This window comes from Paraglaciecola sp. (assembly GCF_039964565.1).
Taxonomy (GTDB): domain Bacteria; phylum Pseudomonadota; class Gammaproteobacteria; order Enterobacterales; family Alteromonadaceae; genus Paraglaciecola.
On the sequence record NZ_JBDVXF010000005.1, the window covers coordinates 1 to 18,616 of the forward strand.

The 18,616-nt window shown below is 39.7% G+C and carries 16 protein-coding genes; 11 read left to right on the forward strand and 5 right to left on the reverse strand.

Annotation, left to right across the window (positions count from 1 at the left end):
* Positions 1-362: 362 nt before the first annotated feature.
* Positions 363-1,187 carry a transporter substrate-binding domain-containing protein gene (locus ABJK37_RS01390; protein ID WP_348349348.1) on the reverse strand — a complete coding sequence of 275 codons (825 nt, stop codon included), beginning with the start codon at positions 1,185-1,187 and terminating at the stop codon, positions 363-365.
* A 307-nt stretch (positions 1,188-1,494) separates the two neighbouring features.
* Here ABJK37_RS01390 and ABJK37_RS01395 point away from each other — a divergent pair, with 307 nt between their 5' ends.
* The 3 genes from ABJK37_RS01395 to ABJK37_RS01405 all read left to right on the forward strand — a co-directional run bounded on the left by ABJK37_RS01395 (position 1,495) and on the right by ABJK37_RS01405 (position 3,378).
* Complete coding sequence (locus tag ABJK37_RS01395; protein WP_348349350.1) at positions 1,495-2,136, forward strand: energy transducer TonB; 642 nt, start codon at positions 1,495-1,497, stop codon at positions 2,134-2,136.
* A gap of 92 nt (positions 2,137-2,228) precedes the next feature.
* Positions 2,229-2,807, forward strand: coding sequence for a sigma-70 family RNA polymerase sigma factor (locus tag ABJK37_RS01400; RefSeq protein ID WP_348349352.1), 579 nt, complete (start codon positions 2,229-2,231; stop codon positions 2,805-2,807).
* A complete protein-coding gene (locus ABJK37_RS01405) occupies positions 2,800-3,378 on the forward strand; it encodes a hypothetical protein (RefSeq protein ID WP_348349354.1) in 579 nt (192 codons plus the stop codon). Before ABJK37_RS01400 ends, ABJK37_RS01405 begins: the two co-directional genes overlap by 8 nt.
* A 165-nt stretch (positions 3,379-3,543) precedes the next feature.
* Here ABJK37_RS01405 and ABJK37_RS01410 read toward each other — a convergent pair whose 3' ends face one another.
* Positions 3,544-3,834 (reverse strand): GIY-YIG nuclease family protein, encoded by a 291-nt coding sequence (locus ABJK37_RS01410; RefSeq protein ID WP_348349356.1) that lies wholly within the window; start codon positions 3,832-3,834, stop codon positions 3,544-3,546.
* A gap of 587 nt (positions 3,835-4,421) precedes the next feature.
* Between ABJK37_RS01410 and ABJK37_RS01415 the strand changes: the two genes are divergently transcribed.
* On the forward strand, positions 4,422-5,852 hold the full coding sequence (locus tag ABJK37_RS01415) for a TonB-dependent receptor (RefSeq protein ID WP_348349358.1): 1,431 nt from the start codon (positions 4,422-4,424) through the stop codon (positions 5,850-5,852).
* Positions 5,853-5,992: 140 nt separating this feature from the next.
* Here ABJK37_RS01415 and ABJK37_RS01420 read toward each other — a convergent pair whose 3' ends face one another.
* Positions 5,993-7,588, reverse strand: a complete 1,596-nt coding sequence (locus ABJK37_RS01420; RefSeq protein WP_348349359.1) for a hypothetical protein — start codon at positions 7,586-7,588, stop codon at positions 5,993-5,995.
* Positions 7,589-7,750: 162 nt separating this feature from the next.
* Positions 7,751-10,162, reverse strand: coding sequence for a zinc-dependent metalloprotease (locus ABJK37_RS01425; RefSeq protein WP_348349361.1), 2,412 nt, complete (start codon positions 10,160-10,162; stop codon positions 7,751-7,753).
* Between the two features lie 266 nt (positions 10,163-10,428).
* Here ABJK37_RS01425 and ABJK37_RS01430 point away from each other — a divergent pair, with 266 nt between their 5' ends.
* From ABJK37_RS01430 to ABJK37_RS01440, 3 genes are read left to right on the forward strand one after another with little or no spacing between them, the layout of a single operon-like run.
* A complete protein-coding gene (locus ABJK37_RS01430; protein WP_348349363.1) occupies positions 10,429-12,096 on the forward strand; it encodes an ABC transporter ATP-binding protein in 1,668 nt (555 codons plus the stop codon).
* Between the two features lie 34 nt (positions 12,097-12,130).
* Positions 12,131-12,397, forward strand: coding sequence for a PqqD family protein (locus ABJK37_RS01435; RefSeq protein ID WP_348349366.1), 267 nt, complete (start codon positions 12,131-12,133; stop codon positions 12,395-12,397).
* Positions 12,398-12,440: 43 nt separating this feature from the next.
* Complete coding sequence (locus ABJK37_RS01440) at positions 12,441-12,845, forward strand: lasso peptide biosynthesis B2 protein (RefSeq protein WP_348349941.1); 405 nt, start codon at positions 12,441-12,443, stop codon at positions 12,843-12,845.
* 209 nt (positions 12,846-13,054) lie between these two features.
* Here the strand turns inward: ABJK37_RS01440 and ABJK37_RS01445 are convergent, their stop codons facing one another.
* Positions 13,055-14,941: an asparagine synthase C-terminal domain-containing protein gene (locus tag ABJK37_RS01445; protein WP_348349367.1), complete on the reverse strand. Its 1,887-nt coding sequence runs from the start codon at positions 14,939-14,941 to the stop codon at positions 13,055-13,057.
* Positions 14,942-15,258: 317 nt separating this feature from the next.
* Here ABJK37_RS01445 and ABJK37_RS01450 point away from each other — a divergent pair, with 317 nt between their 5' ends.
* Genes ABJK37_RS01450 through ABJK37_RS01465 form a run of 4 tightly spaced genes read left to right on the forward strand, consistent with a single transcriptional unit; the run spans position 15,259 to position 18,527 of the window.
* Positions 15,259-15,915: a PEP-CTERM sorting domain-containing protein gene (locus ABJK37_RS01450; RefSeq protein WP_348349369.1), complete on the forward strand. Its 657-nt coding sequence runs from the start codon at positions 15,259-15,261 to the stop codon at positions 15,913-15,915.
* Between the two features lie 11 nt (positions 15,916-15,926).
* Positions 15,927-16,082 carry a lasso RiPP family leader peptide-containing protein gene (locus ABJK37_RS01455; RefSeq protein WP_348349372.1) on the forward strand — a complete coding sequence of 52 codons (156 nt, stop codon included), beginning with the start codon at positions 15,927-15,929 and terminating at the stop codon, positions 16,080-16,082.
* 55 nt (positions 16,083-16,137) lie between these two features.
* The gene (locus tag ABJK37_RS01460; RefSeq protein ID WP_348349374.1) at positions 16,138-17,085 is read left to right on the forward strand and encodes a hypothetical protein; all 948 of its coding nucleotides are present in this window, start codon (positions 16,138-16,140) and stop codon (positions 17,083-17,085) included.
* Positions 17,086-17,120: 35 nt separating this feature from the next.
* On the forward strand, positions 17,121-18,527 hold the full coding sequence (locus tag ABJK37_RS01465; protein ID WP_348349376.1) for an undecaprenyl-phosphate glucose phosphotransferase: 1,407 nt from the start codon (positions 17,121-17,123) through the stop codon (positions 18,525-18,527).
* The last annotated feature ends 89 nt before the right edge of the window (positions 18,528-18,616 follow it).

The following is an 18,616-nucleotide window of genomic DNA, read 5'->3' on the forward strand; positions in this document are numbered from 1 at the left end:
TTCAAAGGACTAGAACGAAGAGAGAAAGTCGCTGGTGTTCTCCCTTTGGGCGAGGTTTAAAAGCACCTACTCTGCGTTGCTCGAACTTACAATAGAATAACTATTGCTTCATTCGAGCGCCTTGATTAGGTGATTTTAAATCTCGCTGAGCGATCAATTGTTAGGATGGATTGGTATAACTTCGTTACAATTGTTTAAGCGGTATGAAGGGAAGATTATTTATATCAAGGATCAGCAATTTCCGCTATTGAGCTGTATATCGTGAAGAAACATAAAAGTTGACGAACCTAATAACTGAACTGCCCCCAATTAAGTTTCATGCCAATTTAAATTTTAATCTAATAGATGGAAAAAAAGCATGACTAAAAGAGGTATTTATTGAATATTTTGTCGTAACTTCCATCTTCTTTCATTGACGCTAGTACATGATTGAATTCTGCAATGGCCTTACTGAAGTCTCGTTTATTTGTGAATGCAAGGTAGCTTGGGATGGCTTCTATATCAGGAGATAACTGCCTTATTTTTGCACTCGCTCCTAGTGATTTCGCTGTACTAAGTGCAACATGTCGATAAGAGGGAATTAAATCAACACGACCTGCCAACAACTTTTTAACGTTGCTTTGAGAACTCTGTGCTTGACTCACCCAATTAAACACTCCCGCTTCTAGTGCCGAATCTAATCTGGGGCCATAGCTAGTTTGATTGATAATGCTAATCGACTTATTTGCCAATTTACGAAGATCACCGTCGAAACTAATACTAGAGTCAGAAGTCACAAAAAATGCTTGTACTTGCGTTATAAGCACTTCGTCGGTGTAACTTAAAAAAATCACTCTCTCAGGTGTTTTGTATACAGAAAATATTCCATCAACGCTGCCGTTTTTGACCTCTCTAAGACACCTAGCCCACGGCATAAGCAAGATTTCTACAGTGTGACCTGACCGCGAAAATACTTCGGTTATTACATCAACCAATATACCTCTCTTTTTTTGATTGGATAGGTATGAGGTAGGATTACTTTTTTCGGCTGCCGCAAAAACAAATTTGGCTGCCGAAGCTTTATTTGAAATCAAAATCAAAACTAAAATTAAGAACAATGACAGAAAATAAAACCAATACCCATTTAATTGAGGGAATAGTCTAGATGGCTGTGCATAATAAGAAATATTACTTGAATCGACATGCATATTTTTGAACCTAATATGGAGCTCCAACTAGGCCAGTCATTGGCGTTTTAGCATCAAGCCATGATATGTAGAGCATATAATAATATGTAGCGCACTAACGGCCGCAATATTTGCGCAGATTGTCAAAACTCCGCTCAAGAATCCATCTATTACGCTTACTCTAAATAACCCCATTTAAAAACACAATCAAAGAACAAGGCATTTAGTGATTATTTGTTTTTTGACCCGCGGCGCAGCAAAGTCTAAAAATTTTTAACCCCTTTATTCATTGTGATTCGTTACTCAAATGAACCAACGGAGAAATTCTATGCACATTCTACCAGCGCAAAATACACTACATTTTAACCTAAATAAATATCTAGTCATTGCTATCGTCGCCATCACCATTACATTTACGTTATTTGTTGGCATGAAAAAACTGATTGAGAGTGACCAAATTCAACCAATTGAAGTAACTGTTCCACCACCCATTACATTAACCTATGACATCAAGGAAAAACCGCTTGTTGAGAGAATAAAACTCAAACCTAAGCCGGTTCCTTTACCTCAACCCAAGTTAATTGCGAGAGTAACAGAGTCCGATCCTAATACTGGCTTTGATCCAAACTCACTCATATCAAGTTTCGGCGCGCCTAAAATTAAGACTCAAATCAATCCAACCTTTGATTCTGGCGGCGGTGACGCTCGCCCCATAGTTAGAGTAGAGCCTAAATATCCAACGACTGCTGCCAAAGATGGTGTCGAAGGCTGGGTAAAGCTAAGCTTTTCAATTACGGCATCAGGAACTGTCAGCAATATTAAAGTATTAGACTCCAAGCCCAAAAGAACATTTAATCAAGCGGCTAAACGGGCCTTGGCAAAGTGGAAGTACAAACCGAATATTCAGGCTGGTAAAGCGCAGGCTCAAGATGGCATGATGGTCATGTTAGACTTTAAATTGGCAAGTTAACTACTTTGTCACCACATGATATATACACATTAGGGATAAAGAAAACAGCCTATGTGCCAACTATTTTGAGTACTGCTAATTAAGGAGCGTCTATGAGTTTTGCGTTAACCTTAAAATCGAAATTATTTGATCGAACCAGTAATGAAAATCTTATGATGCGCTATGCAAAGTCCGGTGACCGGGCTTTGCTCACCAAGTTGTACGATACCTGTGGTGATGATTTGTTTCACTTTGTGTTAACCCTTTCTGACCCAACTATGGCTAAGGATATTTGCCAAAAAACTTGGTTGAAAGTGATAGAAAAAAAGCATTTATACCAACAATCCGGACAGTTTAAAGCTTGGTTATTTACGATGGCTCGCAACCAGTTAATTGACGAGTTTCGTAGCAACAAAAACAGTGATAGTGAAATCGAACAATTACTTGACGATGAGCAATGTGTCGAGGTGAGCCTGAATGATGAGAATATTAGTCTCATGTTTGACAAGGCACTACTTTCCTTGGCGTTTGAACAAAGAGAGGCATTTTGTTTGCAACAAGAAGGCTTCTCCTTGCAGGAAATTTCCAGCATAACTCATTGCACGTTAGAAACCGTCAAAAGCAGACTGAGATACGCGAAACACAATATTCGCAAGGTACTAAGTAAACAGTGTGGAGAGCAGCATGAGTAAACCAGACCCAAAATCAGATGAGGCACTACAGCGACTTTATGTTAGACGCAAAAGTCAACATGCGGCCCCTACATCAATTAAACGCCATGTATTGACTCAACAACAAGACAAGCAAAGTACCGCTTATATATTTAAACGTATTAGCTATGTTGCTGTGGCTGCCAGTACCTTGTTATTGATTAATTTGTTATTGCTGCAACAAGCTGACCAAGTATCCACACATTATCAATACCAAGTTGCACAACTGCATACTTTGGATGTCGAGCCTGAAAGTTTTTCTGACAGTATCAATAATCGCCATGCTGAACATTACAAGAACTATTTAGCACAAAAACAAACCTATGCAGCACACCACAAATCCAAGGCAGTTCTGCAACTTGTTGATGAAGGGTGGCGGTTGAAAAGCTGCGATAACCAAGTGTTACAAATATCCAATGATTTAATAGCTGCGCTAAGCCAAATGCGGCAAATAGACTCACAGATCAGCAGCGGTGATGCAGTAGAAATTGCGTTCGACCAAACTGGAATAATCTTGGGCATCACTCGCAGTGGAAACCATTTGCGCTGTTAACGCACAAATATTTGGCAATAGAGAAAAGTAATCACTCAATAATTATTCTTACAATCTGTACGACTGTTTTGAACGTTGAGCTAGACGTTATTTTGATTGAAACAACTTCCCTTCATCCTTGCGAAAGCAAGGACCTCCCAAAAAGCTTACCAAACTCAACCCATCTCAACCTATCAAATCTGGGTACAAGTCTTTCCAACTTGGGTTCATCTCATTAATAAGCCGGTTTTTCCAATCTCTTTTCCACACCTTTAACCTTTTTTCACGAGTGATCGCATTTTCCATATCTTCAAAGCACTCAAAATAAACCAACTTATCGAGGTTATACTGAGCGCTAAAGCCCTCTACCAATTTATTTTTATGTTGGTAAATACGTTTAACCAAATTACTGGTTACACCGATATATAAGGTTGTATTGTGACGGTTTGTTATGATGTAAACACTTGGCTGTTTCATTATCATTGAATTCCTTTTCAACTGAGCACTTAAAATACACTTTAAATATAATATTAGCTGAGTAGGATAGCTTTGCATTTGGCTAGAGTGATGGAGATCCTTGCCTTCGCAAGGATGACTCGGGGGAGGTTTCAAATATACGAATAAATTGCTTATTGCGATGTTATTTCTTTTATTTGAATTAGCTTGTTCACTGAGCCCATAGTGACGTCTGTAGGTTGATTTAAAGCAATCCTATACTTGAATTGCAAACCGGCTCTAGGCATTTTGAAGACGACTAGCAAAGTCGCTTGGTGTTAATACTGTTGGTTAAGATGTTTAGTTAGCACTTTTCTACGAGACTATTTAGCGCACTTTCCTTTGGGGAGAATTAGTTTTTCTACTTTATTATCCATGTTCATAGTGTTTTTTATGTTTTTATATGACTACTGCCTTACCTTACTTTTAGCTTTTAACTTTTCATTAACCATTTCGTCATATTATTCAATGAATTAGTCGCTTCTATGATGAAAATTTAGATTAATGCCGTGACGAAAAAAGGCTACAATAGTGGTATTCGTTCATTGCCCGCTTCATTAGGAGAAATCATGGATAAAAATATCAAATCTCGCAGTAGTGTCAGTTCCCGCACCACAACTCAAAAAGCACTACGTTTAAATCTTGATGAGAAAAAATACGGCACTATTGTCGAAATCGGCGCAGGTCAAGAAGTTGCAAGACAATTTTTCTTGGCGGGGGCGGCAGCGGGTACCATTGCCAAAACCATGTCTGCTTACGATATGAAATTTTCAGATGCCATATACGGTGTACAAGAAGACGGACGTTATGTGAGTCGAGCCCGTGTAAAGGCGATGATGGAGCAAGAGTTTGATCTGGTGGTAGACCGAGTCGGTGAGATACGTTCTAGGTCATCTCGCTATTTTGCGTATGCAGCTACTGTCGCTGCAAAAAGCTTTAATCGCAAAAACGAATGCCACGCTTGGTGTGGAATTCGTGTGCAAATGTACCCTGGTGCAAAGCCTTCAAATATTACAGTACATGTCAGGATGTTGGATGACAATGCCGAAGCACAACAGCAAGCGCTAGGCGTGCTGGGCGTTAACCTTATTTACGCCGCCTACCATTATTTTGAAAACCCCAAACAAATTATTGATTCATTAACTGATGGCATGAAAGCCAATCGAATTGAAATTGATTCAATTGAATTTGAAGGCCCGTACTTTGAAGATATCGACAACAGAACCAAAAACATTCATCTAATCCGTAGTTGGAAAACACGTGCCATCATGTTTAGACCCGACGGCAGTGTGGCAGTGCCAGCCGAGATGCTATACAAAAAGAATGTTCTCACAATTCGTGGCTCGTTCCGACCTGTCACTAAATTAAATGTAGACATGATTGAGCAGGGGCAAAACTCTTTTTCTACCCTAGCGGGTGTCGAACCAGGCAACACCATTGCCATCGCCGAAATATCCCTAAATGACGTGCACGGAAACGACGCAAAAGTACCAGAAAGTGACATTGTAGCCAGAGTGCAATTATTAAACTCACTGGGTTACAACGTAATGGTCTCGGATTACACCCGATACTTCTCTCTTAGAGCTTACTTCCGCCAATTTACACAATTACAAATTGGCATAGTAATGGGTATGGTCAATGTAAAACAGATATTCGATGAGAACTTTTATCGAGGTGTTGAAGGCGGTATTTTAGAAGGATTTGGTAAGTTGTTTCCTGATAATACCCGATTGTTTATTTACCCAGAAATGAATGAAGAAGGCGAAGTAACCGAATTTACTGATGTAAAAGTACCAGAACATTTACGCTTTTTGTATCGCCATTTATTAGAAAATGGTTTCCTTCACGGAATTGAATGTAGCGACCCCGCTTTGTTTAATATCTATTCGCGTCAAATCCTTAAGCAGCTCGCTACTGGTAAGGGTGAATGGCAAGACAGCTTGCCAGACGGTATTGCCGAAGAAATTATCAAACATAAACTCTTCGGTTACCGCGGCTAAAGCATCTCGATTTAAAAAGGGCATAAACCCCTAGTTTATGCCCTTCTATCTACTATCTACTATCTACTATCTACTATCAATTAAACGTCAATATGACGAGCATCCGTCAATTGTCGCAACCTTAGATACATTTTAATCAATTATTGGCAGTAAATAGAATTCCATGCCCAATTTGTGCCTAGTTCAGTTCCTTCAGGTAAAGATTCTAAAGCAGGAATATTAAACTGCGCCGCTACTTCAGTAGTCTCTGGGCCCCAACCACCACTGAGTACACAAGGTTGTTGCTCCCACACAATTTCGATTTTTTTATCAACATTTCCGTCACTATCTAAATCTTCTTCGATTAGGACCAACAAACCTGCGGTATTGTAACTGAATGTGGTTGTCACTAATTTTGCAGTATAGGTAGGTGTATTAGATACAATGGATGACATAGAACCATCGCTACCATAGGTGTAAATTGTTTGGTTTATCAGCTCTGTGTCATAGGTTACTGTCAATTCGGCGAGAGTATTATTACTATTCCACACGTAGGTCACTAACCTTTCATCGTCTTGATACTGGGCAACTTCAGATATCACGCGATTTTGTTCATCGTAAGTAAGGGTGCCATTAAAGTCTCGAATCAGTTCTGAGTTTTTTTCAGCCTCATAAGATTGTACGAAATTGCCGGAATAAACAGGGGCTATTGTCCAAGTATATTCAAAAGGATTTTCTTCACTTGTTGAATAACTGACTATTGTCATCTTACTTACGACAAGATCTTCTGCATATTCATAAAATCGATCTAGCGCTTGTGCTCCCTGAACCTGGGTTTGCTCAATTATTCGATTCGAATTGTCATACACTATCTCAGATTCAACTGATTCATCCTGAAATCCCCTAAACATACCAGCAGACATTGACAATGGGTGGTCTTCAAACCCATCGTCTAAGTAGTTTTGCTGTATAAGAACAATTCTATTTGCGGTGTCATAATCAAGCTCAATTCGACCTTCTGCAATTCCATTGGCGTCGTAATCAACGGTTAGACGCTCTGCTCGCCATGTTCCAGTAGGCACAAGTGTATCGCTGACTACAGGAGGGGTGATGATAATGCTAATCGAATCTTCGGTTGTGGCTCCCTGATTGTCGGTGGCAACAAGACTAAATATAAGCTCCTCAGAAAAGGTAACTTGTGGTGCCATAAAAGTAGGGGTGAGTACGGTATTATCTGAAAGAACTACGTTAGTGCCGCTGATCTGCGTCCATACAACCGTAACTTCACTTTCTGTATCGCTAGCCGAACCATTGAGGCTAATAAGGGTGTTACCTTCAACCGTTTGATCAGTTCCAGCTTCAACAACAGGGGCGTCATTCATTACTTCAATATTTATATTGACAGTATCAGTTGAGGTTGCTCCTTCATTGTCAGTAACGGTAAGTCTAAAAGTTAAGGTTGTATTACTAGAAACCAAAGGAGCAGTAAAACTTAACGAGCTACTATCTGCCCCACTCATTGATACAGCATCACCAACAGTTTGGGTCCATGAATAACTAACAATAGAGCCATCACTATCGGTTGCGGAGGCAGACAAAGTCACGTCAGAATTAGGACTGACACTCTGCACATCCCCCGCATCAACACTAGGTGCTAAGTTAGTAGGCGTTGGGCTTGATTTGGAACCACCAGAGCCCCCGCATCCAAGCAGCAACAAAACAATTAAAATTAGACACAGGTTGGAAGTTACTTTCATACGGATATTCCCTTATCAAAAAATTGAGTTTAAATAGGTTTCTTCAGCAACGTTGACTGAATTGATGGAAATAATAGTTCCCAAAAATCGATTACGCCAGCTATCTACTACCTACTAACAATTAACCTTCATTTAAAACGCTTCAACTTAAAAAACTGTCTCCTAAATTGGTGATCCCGGAGGTAAAGGTTTTACCTTAAATTGAGATTTCCACTCGCCTACTCGCCAATATTGCTCTAATTGCCTGGCCATAACAGCGTTGTGTGCGTTGCGTTTATTGTTTTTGAACCACTTATGTAATTCAACCAGGTTTGTTTCTATTTCACCCCGCACTTCAGGCGCCAAGTTTGCTTGTTGCATGGCTTTTACTACCTGATCTAACACTAAATAGTTTACTCGATTGCTTAGCTGAGGATGGGCTTTATTGGTGCCATGCTTAATGGTTTGTTTAAACAAACGATTCATTAAATAACCTAAATCAGGTGCATCTTTAAGTTGTTGTTTTTGTTGGGCTACACGGTTAAGGCGCTCGGCTTTTAACAACAAATTAAGACTATAAGCTGCAGCTGATTCGGCAGCGCTAATAGGATCGAACGTTAATCCCGTGCGCCCCTTAAAACTTTCTCGGTTGCGATATTCGCCGTAAGCTTTAGGGGTAATCAATTGTGTCAACGTAGTGGGAATACTCAAAAACTCACTCTTTAGAGTCTCTAACATCGCTGTTATAGCGTGTTTTTGCTGTTCTGCAGCAATCACTTCAACTCCTTTAGCAACAAAGTAATCTCCTTTTAGTTCATATTCATAGTTCACCCCACCAATCACTTTTGCAACGGCGTCTAGTTGATAACGATGTAACAAATAAATAGGCGCAAAGGTTTCTTCTAAAGAAGACAATGTGGCACCAGACTGAATGGTTTTAAGCCCGAAATTAGCCATGGCGACTTTTCGCACTTCGCTGATCCGCTTTAATTCGCTGATCGCATCAGCGCCGTTGTCCCAAAGATGTCCTTCTACATTAGCCGCGTTGGATGGGCGGGCATCTGGATCAGATTGGTACCTAAAGCCTTTTTCTCTGGCTGCAGCAACTAACTGCTCTAGTCCTTGATGTTCTTTGATTTTGTCGCTGTAAGTTTGATATCCATAGGCCACGACGTATTTATCCCACTCACCCATTCCCACATCGTAAGCGTTATCTAAAGTAATTTTTCCGTCTTTAATGCTCACTAAAGGATGGGGATAATCCATAACCGATTCACGGCCATATTCGCTAGCGGCGAAGTTGTGGGCGATGCCTAAAGTGTGCCCCACCTCGTGGGCTGAAAGCTGACGAATACGCGCCAATGCCATGGCCTTTTGTTTAGAGGTATCGACTTGCTCATCGGATTTACCATCAGCACTAAAAGGGCTAGTTAGACCTAAAGCGATTAAATAATCTTGCCTTACCCGCAATGAACCCAAAGTAACGTGCCCTTTGATGATTTCCCCAGTACGAGGGTCAATCACCGAAGAACCATAAGACCAACCTCGTGTAGCCCTATGCACCCACTGGATCACGTTATATCGTACATCCATAGGGTCTGCCTCTTCAGGTAACACCTTAACTTGAAAGGCATTTTTGTAACCTATGGCACTGAATGCTTGATCCCACCATAATGCACCGTCTTTTAAGGCGCTCATAACAGGCTCAGGGATACCCGGATCAAGGTAATAGACTATAGGTTCCACCGCTTCACTAACCTGTGCGTTAGGTTGTTTTTTAGTTAAGCGATGACGAGGGATAAACGCTTTGCTCATGCTGTCTTCGATGGGCACTGAATAATCTTGATAGCCCACAGACCAAAAACCCGAAAAAGGTACAAACTTTCTGGGTTGATATTCTGAATCTGGCAACTTCACTAACGAATGGTGCAAATGCACCGAAATACTAATGGGATCGGGGGTAACTTGATTGACATACTGCCCAGGTTTAGAACCACCAAAGGTCACTAGAGCTTCTAATTCGGTGTTATTTGGAAAGGCCTTACTACGCTTTAAATACACCCCACTTCTTTTCGCATCGGGTCGATAACTGCCTTGATTTGAACCCGACAATCGTTGCGATATCTGGTGAATATCTGAGAGCAAAAAGTCGGTGTAATCTATCACCACCACGTCATCATCACTCGCCACTACAGAAAACCCAGCAATTACAGAATCGGCAAAAGCTTCGTCTATACTTGCTTGTTCGGCAAGGTTAGACGAGCTTGCTCGGTATTGGGTATTTAATTGTTTTAACAACACTTTATTGCCGTAGCGTTCGAATTTAACGAGTCGCGTATCCCCCAATTGACCGCGATCTAAACCTATATCATTCGAACCAATACCTTGGGGCAGACTGCTTTGAAAAAGAAAGGGTTGATCAAACTTATCAATCTTGAGGAACACTTTGTCTTGTTCAATTTGATAATAAAAGTCAAAAAAACCACTTTGCTGCGACATGTTTGCAGTAAAGTCCTCGACACTAGTTGGTTTATTCGAGTCAGAAGCAAACACCTGAACAGAAAGCATTAACAGGCAAATAACAGCAAAACGCATTGGGCTTATCTCATTAATAAATATATACAGCTAACATTAACGATATTTACACACAAAAAAAAGCAAAGTTGATTTATTGATAAAAATTGCATGACAAGCATTTTATTTTTTGACTGGAAACAAGGTAATATACAGCCCTACTTTAACAACGCCTTAATTTGTTTTTCTGACATCCTTTGAACTCAACTAGGTCAATCCATCAATTGAGTTGAGTAGGCACACTCTTTGCGTATCTTTTATTTTAAGTAAATGGACTGACTAGCATTATGTTTAACACCCTTAAATTTGAATATGCCATGAAGCTATTCAAAGCACACAAAAAAGCCTTTGCTTATGTGGTGTGTCTTATGATTTGCGAAACGTTAGTCAGCTTGTCTGTGCCTTTTTTAGCCGGTCAGTATTCAGAATATTTTATCTCCAATGCCACCGGCATGAATCAAACCCATATCTATATTTTACTGTTGTGGATTGCCTTATTTGCGGTACACGCACTGCTGAGATTCTTGTCCACCTATAATGTCAGTTTAATCGGCGCGCGTTTAATGGCAGAGCTGAGTTGCCGACTGTATGACCATATTCAAGTATTACCCATGCAGTACTTTAAAGAAAATAAACGTGGTGATGTGTTGTCTATGTTGAGTAATGATTTAGCCGTAATCAGCTACTTCGCTTCCAGTGTGTTGACCAACCTAATACCCAGCGTGTTGGTGTTAATTGGCGCTGCGATTTTGATGTTTACAATAGAACCTAGCATTGCCTTACTTATTATTGTGTTTGTACCCGCGATATTTATCGTTTTGAAGTTTGTGAGTCGCGGCATGCAACCCATCTCTAGAGCTCTCATTCAACATCAGGCAGATTCAATGGCTTTAGCCAGTGAAAATATTGGCGCAATCTCTTTAATCAAAGCCTTTAATCGTGAGTCATCAGAGTCAAAAAAATTCAAACACAAAACCTCTGAAATACTCGCGCTTCGCAGTCAGCAATTAAAACTACAGGCAATTTTGTCACCTTTAGTGCAATTTATGGCGTCTATCGCTGTGTTAATTGTGATTGTCTTGAGTTTTATTCGCTTTCAATCTGGCAACATCAGTATTCCTGATTTAATTAGTTTGATGCTTTATGGACTAATTTTTACTCGCCCTTTAGGGGCATTAGCGGGTTTATATGGGCAAATACAACAGGTGATGGGTGCATCAGACAGATTGCTAACCTTTTATCATGTCGAATCTGAGTTTCAGTCAAGTGCCAATCAACACTTAGTAATCAAAAATGCCGATATTTGCTTCGACAATGTTTCTTTTGCTTTTAAGAATAAGCCCTCTGTTTTTGAATCGTTATCCTTTACGTTAGATGCAAAACACACCATGTTGTTGTACGGTAAAAACGGCGGAGGCAAAACAACATTACTGCATTTATTGATGAAATTTCTCGAGCCAACCAAAGGCAAGATTTCAATCGATAATCAAGATATTGCCCAAATGAATAACTCGTCGGTACGTGCCGCTATTGCCTTAGTTTCGCAAGATGTATTGTTATGCAATGGCTCCATTTTGGACAATATTACTTATGGAGTGGTGGCTCCCTCTGCAGAAAGGATCAGCAAAGCCTGCCAAGCCTCTGGGGCTGATAGATTTATTCAAGATTTACCACAGGGGTATCAAACAGCAGTAGGAGAAGGCGGTGTTTTGTTATCAGGTGGGCAAAAACAACGCATATCTCTGGCCCGAGCACTATTACTAGAACCGCATATTCTGCTGTTAGATGAGCCCACCTCAATGCTTGATGAGTTTTCTAGCCAATCTTTTAAAGATGAGTTTACGCGATTATTTAGTCGCTACACTGTTATTGTCATATCTCATGATAAGTCGTTAATTGAAATAGCAGATGTTGTGTATAAACTAGATAATGGCAAATTAACCCAAGAAAAATAACGTATAAGTCCCAGCTAATTAAAAGGAACTAAAAATGGATCTAGTATTAAAAGAAGGCCTACTTATACAGAAAGTAGTAGACGAAGTGGTAATACTTGAGCCAGATAGTGGCGATTATTACACCTTGAACGAAATCGGCGCATTGATGCTTGAGAGTCTACAAAAAGGGCTATCAAGTAGCGAAATCGCAGACACATTAAGCCAAAAATTCACTGTGGAAACTGGCCAAGTTGAACAAGATTTACAGTATCTAATGATTGCCTTATCTAAGTGTGGGTTAGCACATTTAAAAGATGCCTAATTTCCTTATAAAATGGATGGCGCTGCCCCTTAAACATAAACTCATGGTCTGTCGTCTTTGGTGTTCATTTATATATTGGCATCTGGTGATTGCGTATTTGCCGTTTCGATTTTGGCGACACCACCTAATGGATATCTCCCAACAATCAACCGATACATCATTGTCTGAGGTACGCCAACTCATAAAATTAAGCGAAAGTGTTGGGCGGAATCATTTTGTCAAAATTAACTGTTTACGCCGCTCTATGGTACAAAAATCGCTGTTAGAACGCCTAGGCACAAAAAGCCACCTAGTTATAGGTGTTAAAAAAAACCAAGAGGTTTTCGCCGCACATTGCTGGTTGACCTACCAAAATAAAATCATCAACGATTCAAAAGATACAACCAGCGAATACATTACATTAGAAAAAATCAACGCCAATTCCAGCAATATTTTCAAACACTTTTAACGCTGTAGTCAGAAAAAACACAAGGCAAAAAATTTGAAGTAAAGTGGGCACGGAGGACATGGAGAAAAGATTAGCTAAAATTAAAATCTAAGTAGTTGAACATATGATTGTGATGTGATTGACCTACTCATACTTCCCCAAATTCTTCTTTACTCTGTGTAGCGCAGCGCTCTGTGTCCTCTTTGATTCAATGGCTTTTTCTATAGCTATCATTCAGGAAAATGCGTTTTTAACCAAGTAAACGTCAAAATGGCATAAAGCAAATCCACCTGTAGCGGAATATCTGGATTAGCCACGACTCTATCGAATTCAGCTAATAGTAACGACTGGTTAACTAGTCCCATATCGGCCAAGCGATGATCCTGTAGAACTTCTCGCAACTCGTTAGCGTTTTCTCGCACTAAATTGCCAAAATGTTGGTCGAATGTGGTTTTTTTAAGATTCCAACAAACACTACTTGGTAATTTATCACTCATGGCATTTCGTAAAAGCCACTTTGGATAAGGACCTTGAATCAATTGCTTAGGAGGGATCGCAAAAGAAAACTCGGCGATCGCAGTATTAAAAAACGGATGACGAACATCGATACCAAATTGTTGCGCCACTTTTTCATAAGAACGCACCGCATTGTAAGTCGAAGTTGTTTTTAAACTGCTATATCTGTTATACCCAACAGGATCTTTGTTTATATCAAAAGGATTATTAATGCGAGTTTCTTCAATAGATAACGACTTAGCCTTATCGGTTAACCATATAGGCATGCTGTGTTCATTGGAGTTTTTGCGATTAAGTGTCAGGATTTTTAACACTATTTCTGGCACAAAAGGTTTCACAAATAAGTTTGTTAGTGTTTGACGTTTCGACATACCTATGGCATCACATGCCTTAAGCACCTCTGTAATCACTCGCCAATCCCCCTGTTTAAACCTTTGTGTATAGGCGGCGCTATGCCCCCAGCACATTTCATCACCACCATTGCCCGTAAGCAGCACATCAGCCCCTGCCTTCTTAACTAAGGCCAGCTCTTTTACATACCGAGGTGACAATACGGTTCCCGGACTTTCTAAGTCAGTGGGATACAAGGCTAAAAAGTCTCGGTCTTTGCCTTCATCAACAGACATTTGAACGCTTTTTTCTATTTTCAAGACATCCAACATATCCCTAACCAATTGACTTTCATCAGATTTCTCAGACTGAGTATAAATATGCGATAACGGCAGTACCTTTTTATCTACACTGTTTAAATAGTCATTGGCTAAAGCGGTAATACTAGTGGAATCTAACCCACCACTCATTTGAGAGGCAATTACCTGTTGCTGCGAATCACAAGCAGCATTAACGCTATCACTCAATAACTCAACAAAACGTTCTGAATACTCTGTTTGGCTTGCTAAGGTGATTTTATTATCGGGTTCTATATCCCAAAACTTAGTGACTTTAGCTTTATCTGACAAAGACAATTCAAGCCTGTAACCAATGGGTAACACATTTACCCGTTCAAAAAGTGATATCGCGGGATTAGGGTAACCACTTAGCCAACTCGCTAACCCCCGCTCTGAAAGCCCTAATTCTTTACCCAACATAGTGCTAATAAATGCCAAATCGGTAGACACCATTACGCAACATTCGTCTTCAATCCAATAAATTGAACGCGAACTTAGAGGATCTGTTGCTATATGGATACTATTTTGACCCGCAATCTTAGCCACAAGTAAGAAACTACTTTTTAATTCGGTAAATATTTCAGTTTTATATTGGGAAAATTTATTGCTCAAACTTTGTGCAACATTATCTATATCAGTGCAATTATCGCCGTTAGGAGACGAAGTAAAAAATGCTTTTCTTCCCTCATAATCACCTAACAACATGCTTTTATTCACTATTTCTTCATTAAATTCATCAAAGTTAAATTTTGGTTCAAACTTTGCAAAGTCATCAGAATAGAGAATTGAAGCATCCCCACTTTCAATAACCATAAGGCGGTCGAATCGCTCAGGAAAAAGTGCGGCAAACCTTTTACGGAAATGCTCAACACTGCCAAACATGACAGTTTTGTTAAGATTTTGTGAATTTTCTTTGAAAATGCATACAAACATCAGTTTTAACAACCTTTACAAGGTAAATATCAATAATATCAACAGCAAACTATAGCAAACCAAAATTTGCTGATGAAATATTAGACCAATTAGGGATCAAAAATTGGGCGGTGTCTGATTTTTTTACAGAGTTAACGACAATATAGCGGATAAAGCCCTATAAAAACAAAACTAAACCCTAAAATAAAAATAAGATAATGATTTACAAAGATAAAAATTAATAGGATCATTTATTGCATATAAAAAATAGAATTTAGAGATACTTAATTCGACTAAATTTTAGTTAATGACAACACCCTAACTTTTTGGAGACGGATATGAAAAAGCTTTTAATAATGGGTTTTCTATCAATGTTTGGCGCTAGTCAAGCTCACGCAAGCTTTACAAGTATAATTACCGGTGCAGATATGGCTGGTTTGGAAGTAACAGCTAACTTTTCAGGTGGCCTTACAGAAACATTGACCTGGCAGGTTATTAGCACTGGTACTGGCTTAACCGACACAGTTTCATTGGAAGCGGAAGAAGGCGGTGTAGACGGTTCATTGTTTTCACTAACCCAGAATGGCGACTCTATAGGTAACGTAGACACAGGTGGCACCTCCGATTTCAGTGACGATATCTTTTATGGTCTTTGGTCACTCACCAATAAATCTCAAAACATCTTAACGTCAATTGTAATTAGTGCTTTAGGTACTGATGTAGTGTTTGACTCTTTATTCGACGACAATGGAAATGGTTCTGGTTTAGGCCGTGCATTTATAATTAAACCATCGGGTGTAACCGCAATAGCGACCTACAGCGACCTAATTCAAGACGAGTTATATAGCACCTTATCAATTGAGCTAAATTTAGATGGTCAAGAGAGTGTTGACTTTTTTGCAGATACCGATATTAAAAATGTACCTGCTCCAGCAACTTTATCATTGTTGTTATTAGGCCTTGGTGGCTTAGTAGCTCGACGCAAACAGGCTTAAGGAGAATTCACATGACTAAATTAATTATTGATGCAAACGAAAAACGTGAATACGTAAAGCCTGAACTCACCAAAGTGGGTAGTTTGGCTGAATTGACTCAAGGGTTCTCTGGTAGTGTTCCAGACGAAAACGGCGGTCATACTAAACGTAACCCGTTCCAAGGTTAAATTTTCTATCAACCCCTAAAAATTGTTTAGGGGTTGATACTTCCGACAGAATCTAATGGTTAATGATTTTTATACTATGCCCTTACATGGCGTAGCGTGTGCTTTTTTGGGCTCAAAAAGCCAACAAACTAACTTACCTTACAGCCTGTCATTGAATTTTGATTCAATAGTAGAAAGTACGGTAGGACCAAAAATTTGGTCTTTAACGGATATTGGTGAAAAGTACCGTACTGAACTTAACCTGTTCAGAAGTGCTACTAGCTGTAGTTTAAAAGTTAATTGTGAAGGCCATGGTGTTTTTAAATTTACCGGTAACCAATTAACTGTAGATTGGCAAAAATACGGCACAGGATCAGCGCATTATTTTCAAACAGTTGGATTAGCTGTTTGGTTAGAACTGAAGCAAATTTTATGTATTCATGGCAACGCACTTGAATATAAAGGACAAGCAATAGGGTTAGTAGCGCCAAGTGGCACGGGAAAATCCACACTGAGCGCAAAGTTGTGTGATAGCGGTTTTTCGTGGATGACCGACGACATGATGGCGTTACATCCCGAAAATAACGGCGAACAATACCGAATTTATCCGAGTTGGCCAATTGCCAGAATGTGGCCTGACTCAGTGGAAACAGAACTTGATGTAAGTCACAAGTCGCTGTCCAAGGTACACGAGGGGTTTAATAAACGGGTAGTAAAATTAGAAGGTAATTTGCCTGCTGGTAATGCCAGCCAAATACTAACCACAATATATGTACTTAACCGGGTAGCAGAGTCACAAAAAAGCTGTGAAATTAAAACGGTTAGAGGCAGCAGAGCACTGATACTGCTGTTGCAGAATAGTATTTTAGGTGACGCCTATAGAGCCCTAGGGGTTGAACAAAACAGAATGGCAACCCTAAGTAATTTGCTCGAAAAAATAACGATTAAAGAAGTCACTTATAGCAACGGAAGTCACAATTTAAATATTGTACGCAACAACATTCTTGAAGATTTAGCTAAATAACCCGTTAAATATTGAATGCAAGGGAAATAAATAAAATGACGAAGCAACAGCATGGCATGGTTAAAAATAACACCAATAAAATGGCGGCTTTATATCGCTTAATTGATATTATTTTGATTCAATTGCTTCTCTATATATGTGCAACCTTTTACACCCAAAATTATAACGAACATTACTTCACAATTTCTCTCATAGGCTCGGTGGCTTTTGCGTTAATTGCAGAATCATTCGCACTCTACCGTTCTTGGCGAGCAGGCTTTTTTACACAAATCATTTTTTATACCTTTACCTGCTGGGCGTTTTCTTCAGTTGTAGTGTTTGGTTACTTGTTTTTCTCAAAAACTTCTACAGACTTTTCCCGTGTAGCATTAGGTTTATGGATGTGTTCATCGCTATTTAGTTTGATAGCATGGCGCTTTTGTTTTCAGATGTTTTTGTCGAGCATGCGTCGTAAAGGATACAACACTCGCAACATTGCCATTTTTGGCTTATCTGAAAAAGGCATTCGTTTAGCTAAAGAAGTCATAGATAACCCAGAGACAGGTTACCGAATGGCTGCCTTTTATGATGATCGCGACAAAAGCAGACTAGATGAAGACTATCACTACTACCTTCGTGGCAGTATTGCTGAAGGCATCAAAAACGCTAAGAACAATAAATACGACGTTATTTATATCACCCTGCCTATTCAAGCCAAAGTTCGTATTGAAGAAATGTTATATGCCTTAGGAGACTCCACTGCCAATGTGCATGTGGTGCCCGACTTGTTTATGTATTGTTTAATGCACGGCGAAATGTCTCATGTGGGTGATGTGCAAACCATCAGTGTTTACGATAATCCTATGCAAGGCAGTTTAGGGGTATTAAAACGCTTAGAAGATTTGTTCCTATCAATGAGTATTTTAACTGTCATCGCCTTACCCATGTTGGTCATTGCCTTAGCCGTAAAATTAACGTCGAAAGGCCCTATTATCTTTAAACAAGACAGATATGGCCTTAACGGTCGTAAAATAAAAATGTGGAAGTTCCGCTCGATGACAGTCACCGAAAATAATGACGTTGTCACCCAAGCAACCAAAGGTGACAAACGCATTACTAAGGTGGGCGCTATCTTACGTAAAACCTCATTGGACGAACTCCCCCAATTTATCAACGTATTAAAAGGCGACATGTCGGTGATCGGCCCTCGCCCCCACGCAATCGCGCACAACGAAGAATACCGAAAAATAGTCGACTTCTATATGCTGCGCCATAAAGTAAAACCCGGCATAACCGGCTGGGCTCAAGTAAATGGCGCACGGGGCGAAACCGAAACAGTCGACAAAATGAAAACACGTGTAGAGTACGATTTAGAATACATTCGAAATTGGTCATTATGGCTAGATTTCAAGATCATGATGATTACGATGTTTCGCGGATTTAATGATAAGAATGCATATTAATAGCAACCTGATTGCGTACATTTACAATCATATTTTTTTATGACCGAGATGGAACGTCACCGCTTAAAATATACACCTAAGTTTAGGCG

Excerpts from the sequence above, each read along its gene's own strand:
- ABJK37_RS01415 (WP_348349358.1), top strand. The coding sequence starts at position 4,422 with ATGGATAAAAATATCAAATCTCGCAGTAGTGTCAGTTCCCGCACCACA.
- ABJK37_RS01400 (WP_348349352.1), top strand. The coding sequence starts at position 2,229 with ATGAGTTTTGCGTTAACCTTAAAATCGAAATTATTTGATCGAACCAGT.
- ABJK37_RS01410 (WP_348349356.1), bottom strand. The coding sequence starts at position 3,834 with ATGAAACAGCCAAGTGTTTACATCATAACAAACCGTCACAATACAACC.
- ABJK37_RS01465 (WP_348349376.1), top strand. The coding sequence starts at position 17,121 with ATGACGAAGCAACAGCATGGCATGGTTAAAAATAACACCAATAAAATG.
- ABJK37_RS01420 (WP_348349359.1), bottom strand. The coding sequence starts at position 7,588 with ATGAAAGTAACTTCCAACCTGTGTCTAATTTTAATTGTTTTGTTGCTG.
- ABJK37_RS01390 (WP_348349348.1), bottom strand. The coding sequence starts at position 1,187 with ATGCATGTCGATTCAAGTAATATTTCTTATTATGCACAGCCATCTAGA.
- ABJK37_RS01430 (WP_348349363.1), top strand. The coding sequence starts at position 10,429 with ATGTTTAACACCCTTAAATTTGAATATGCCATGAAGCTATTCAAAGCA.
- ABJK37_RS01460 (WP_348349374.1), top strand. The coding sequence starts at position 16,138 with ATGGTTAATGATTTTTATACTATGCCCTTACATGGCGTAGCGTGTGCT.
- ABJK37_RS01440 (WP_348349941.1), top strand. The coding sequence starts at position 12,441 with ATGGTCTGTCGTCTTTGGTGTTCATTTATATATTGGCATCTGGTGATT.
- ABJK37_RS01405 (WP_348349354.1), top strand. The coding sequence starts at position 2,800 with ATGAGTAAACCAGACCCAAAATCAGATGAGGCACTACAGCGACTTTAT.
- ABJK37_RS01455 (WP_348349372.1), top strand. The coding sequence starts at position 15,927 with ATGACTAAATTAATTATTGATGCAAACGAAAAACGTGAATACGTAAAG.
- ABJK37_RS01435 (WP_348349366.1), top strand. The coding sequence starts at position 12,131 with ATGGATCTAGTATTAAAAGAAGGCCTACTTATACAGAAAGTAGTAGAC.
- ABJK37_RS01425 (WP_348349361.1), bottom strand. The coding sequence starts at position 10,162 with ATGCGTTTTGCTGTTATTTGCCTGTTAATGCTTTCTGTTCAGGTGTTT.
- ABJK37_RS01445 (WP_348349367.1), bottom strand. The coding sequence starts at position 14,941 with ATGTTTGTATGCATTTTCAAAGAAAATTCACAAAATCTTAACAAAACT.
- ABJK37_RS01395 (WP_348349350.1), top strand. The coding sequence starts at position 1,495 with ATGCACATTCTACCAGCGCAAAATACACTACATTTTAACCTAAATAAA.
- ABJK37_RS01450 (WP_348349369.1), top strand. The coding sequence starts at position 15,259 with ATGAAAAAGCTTTTAATAATGGGTTTTCTATCAATGTTTGGCGCTAGT.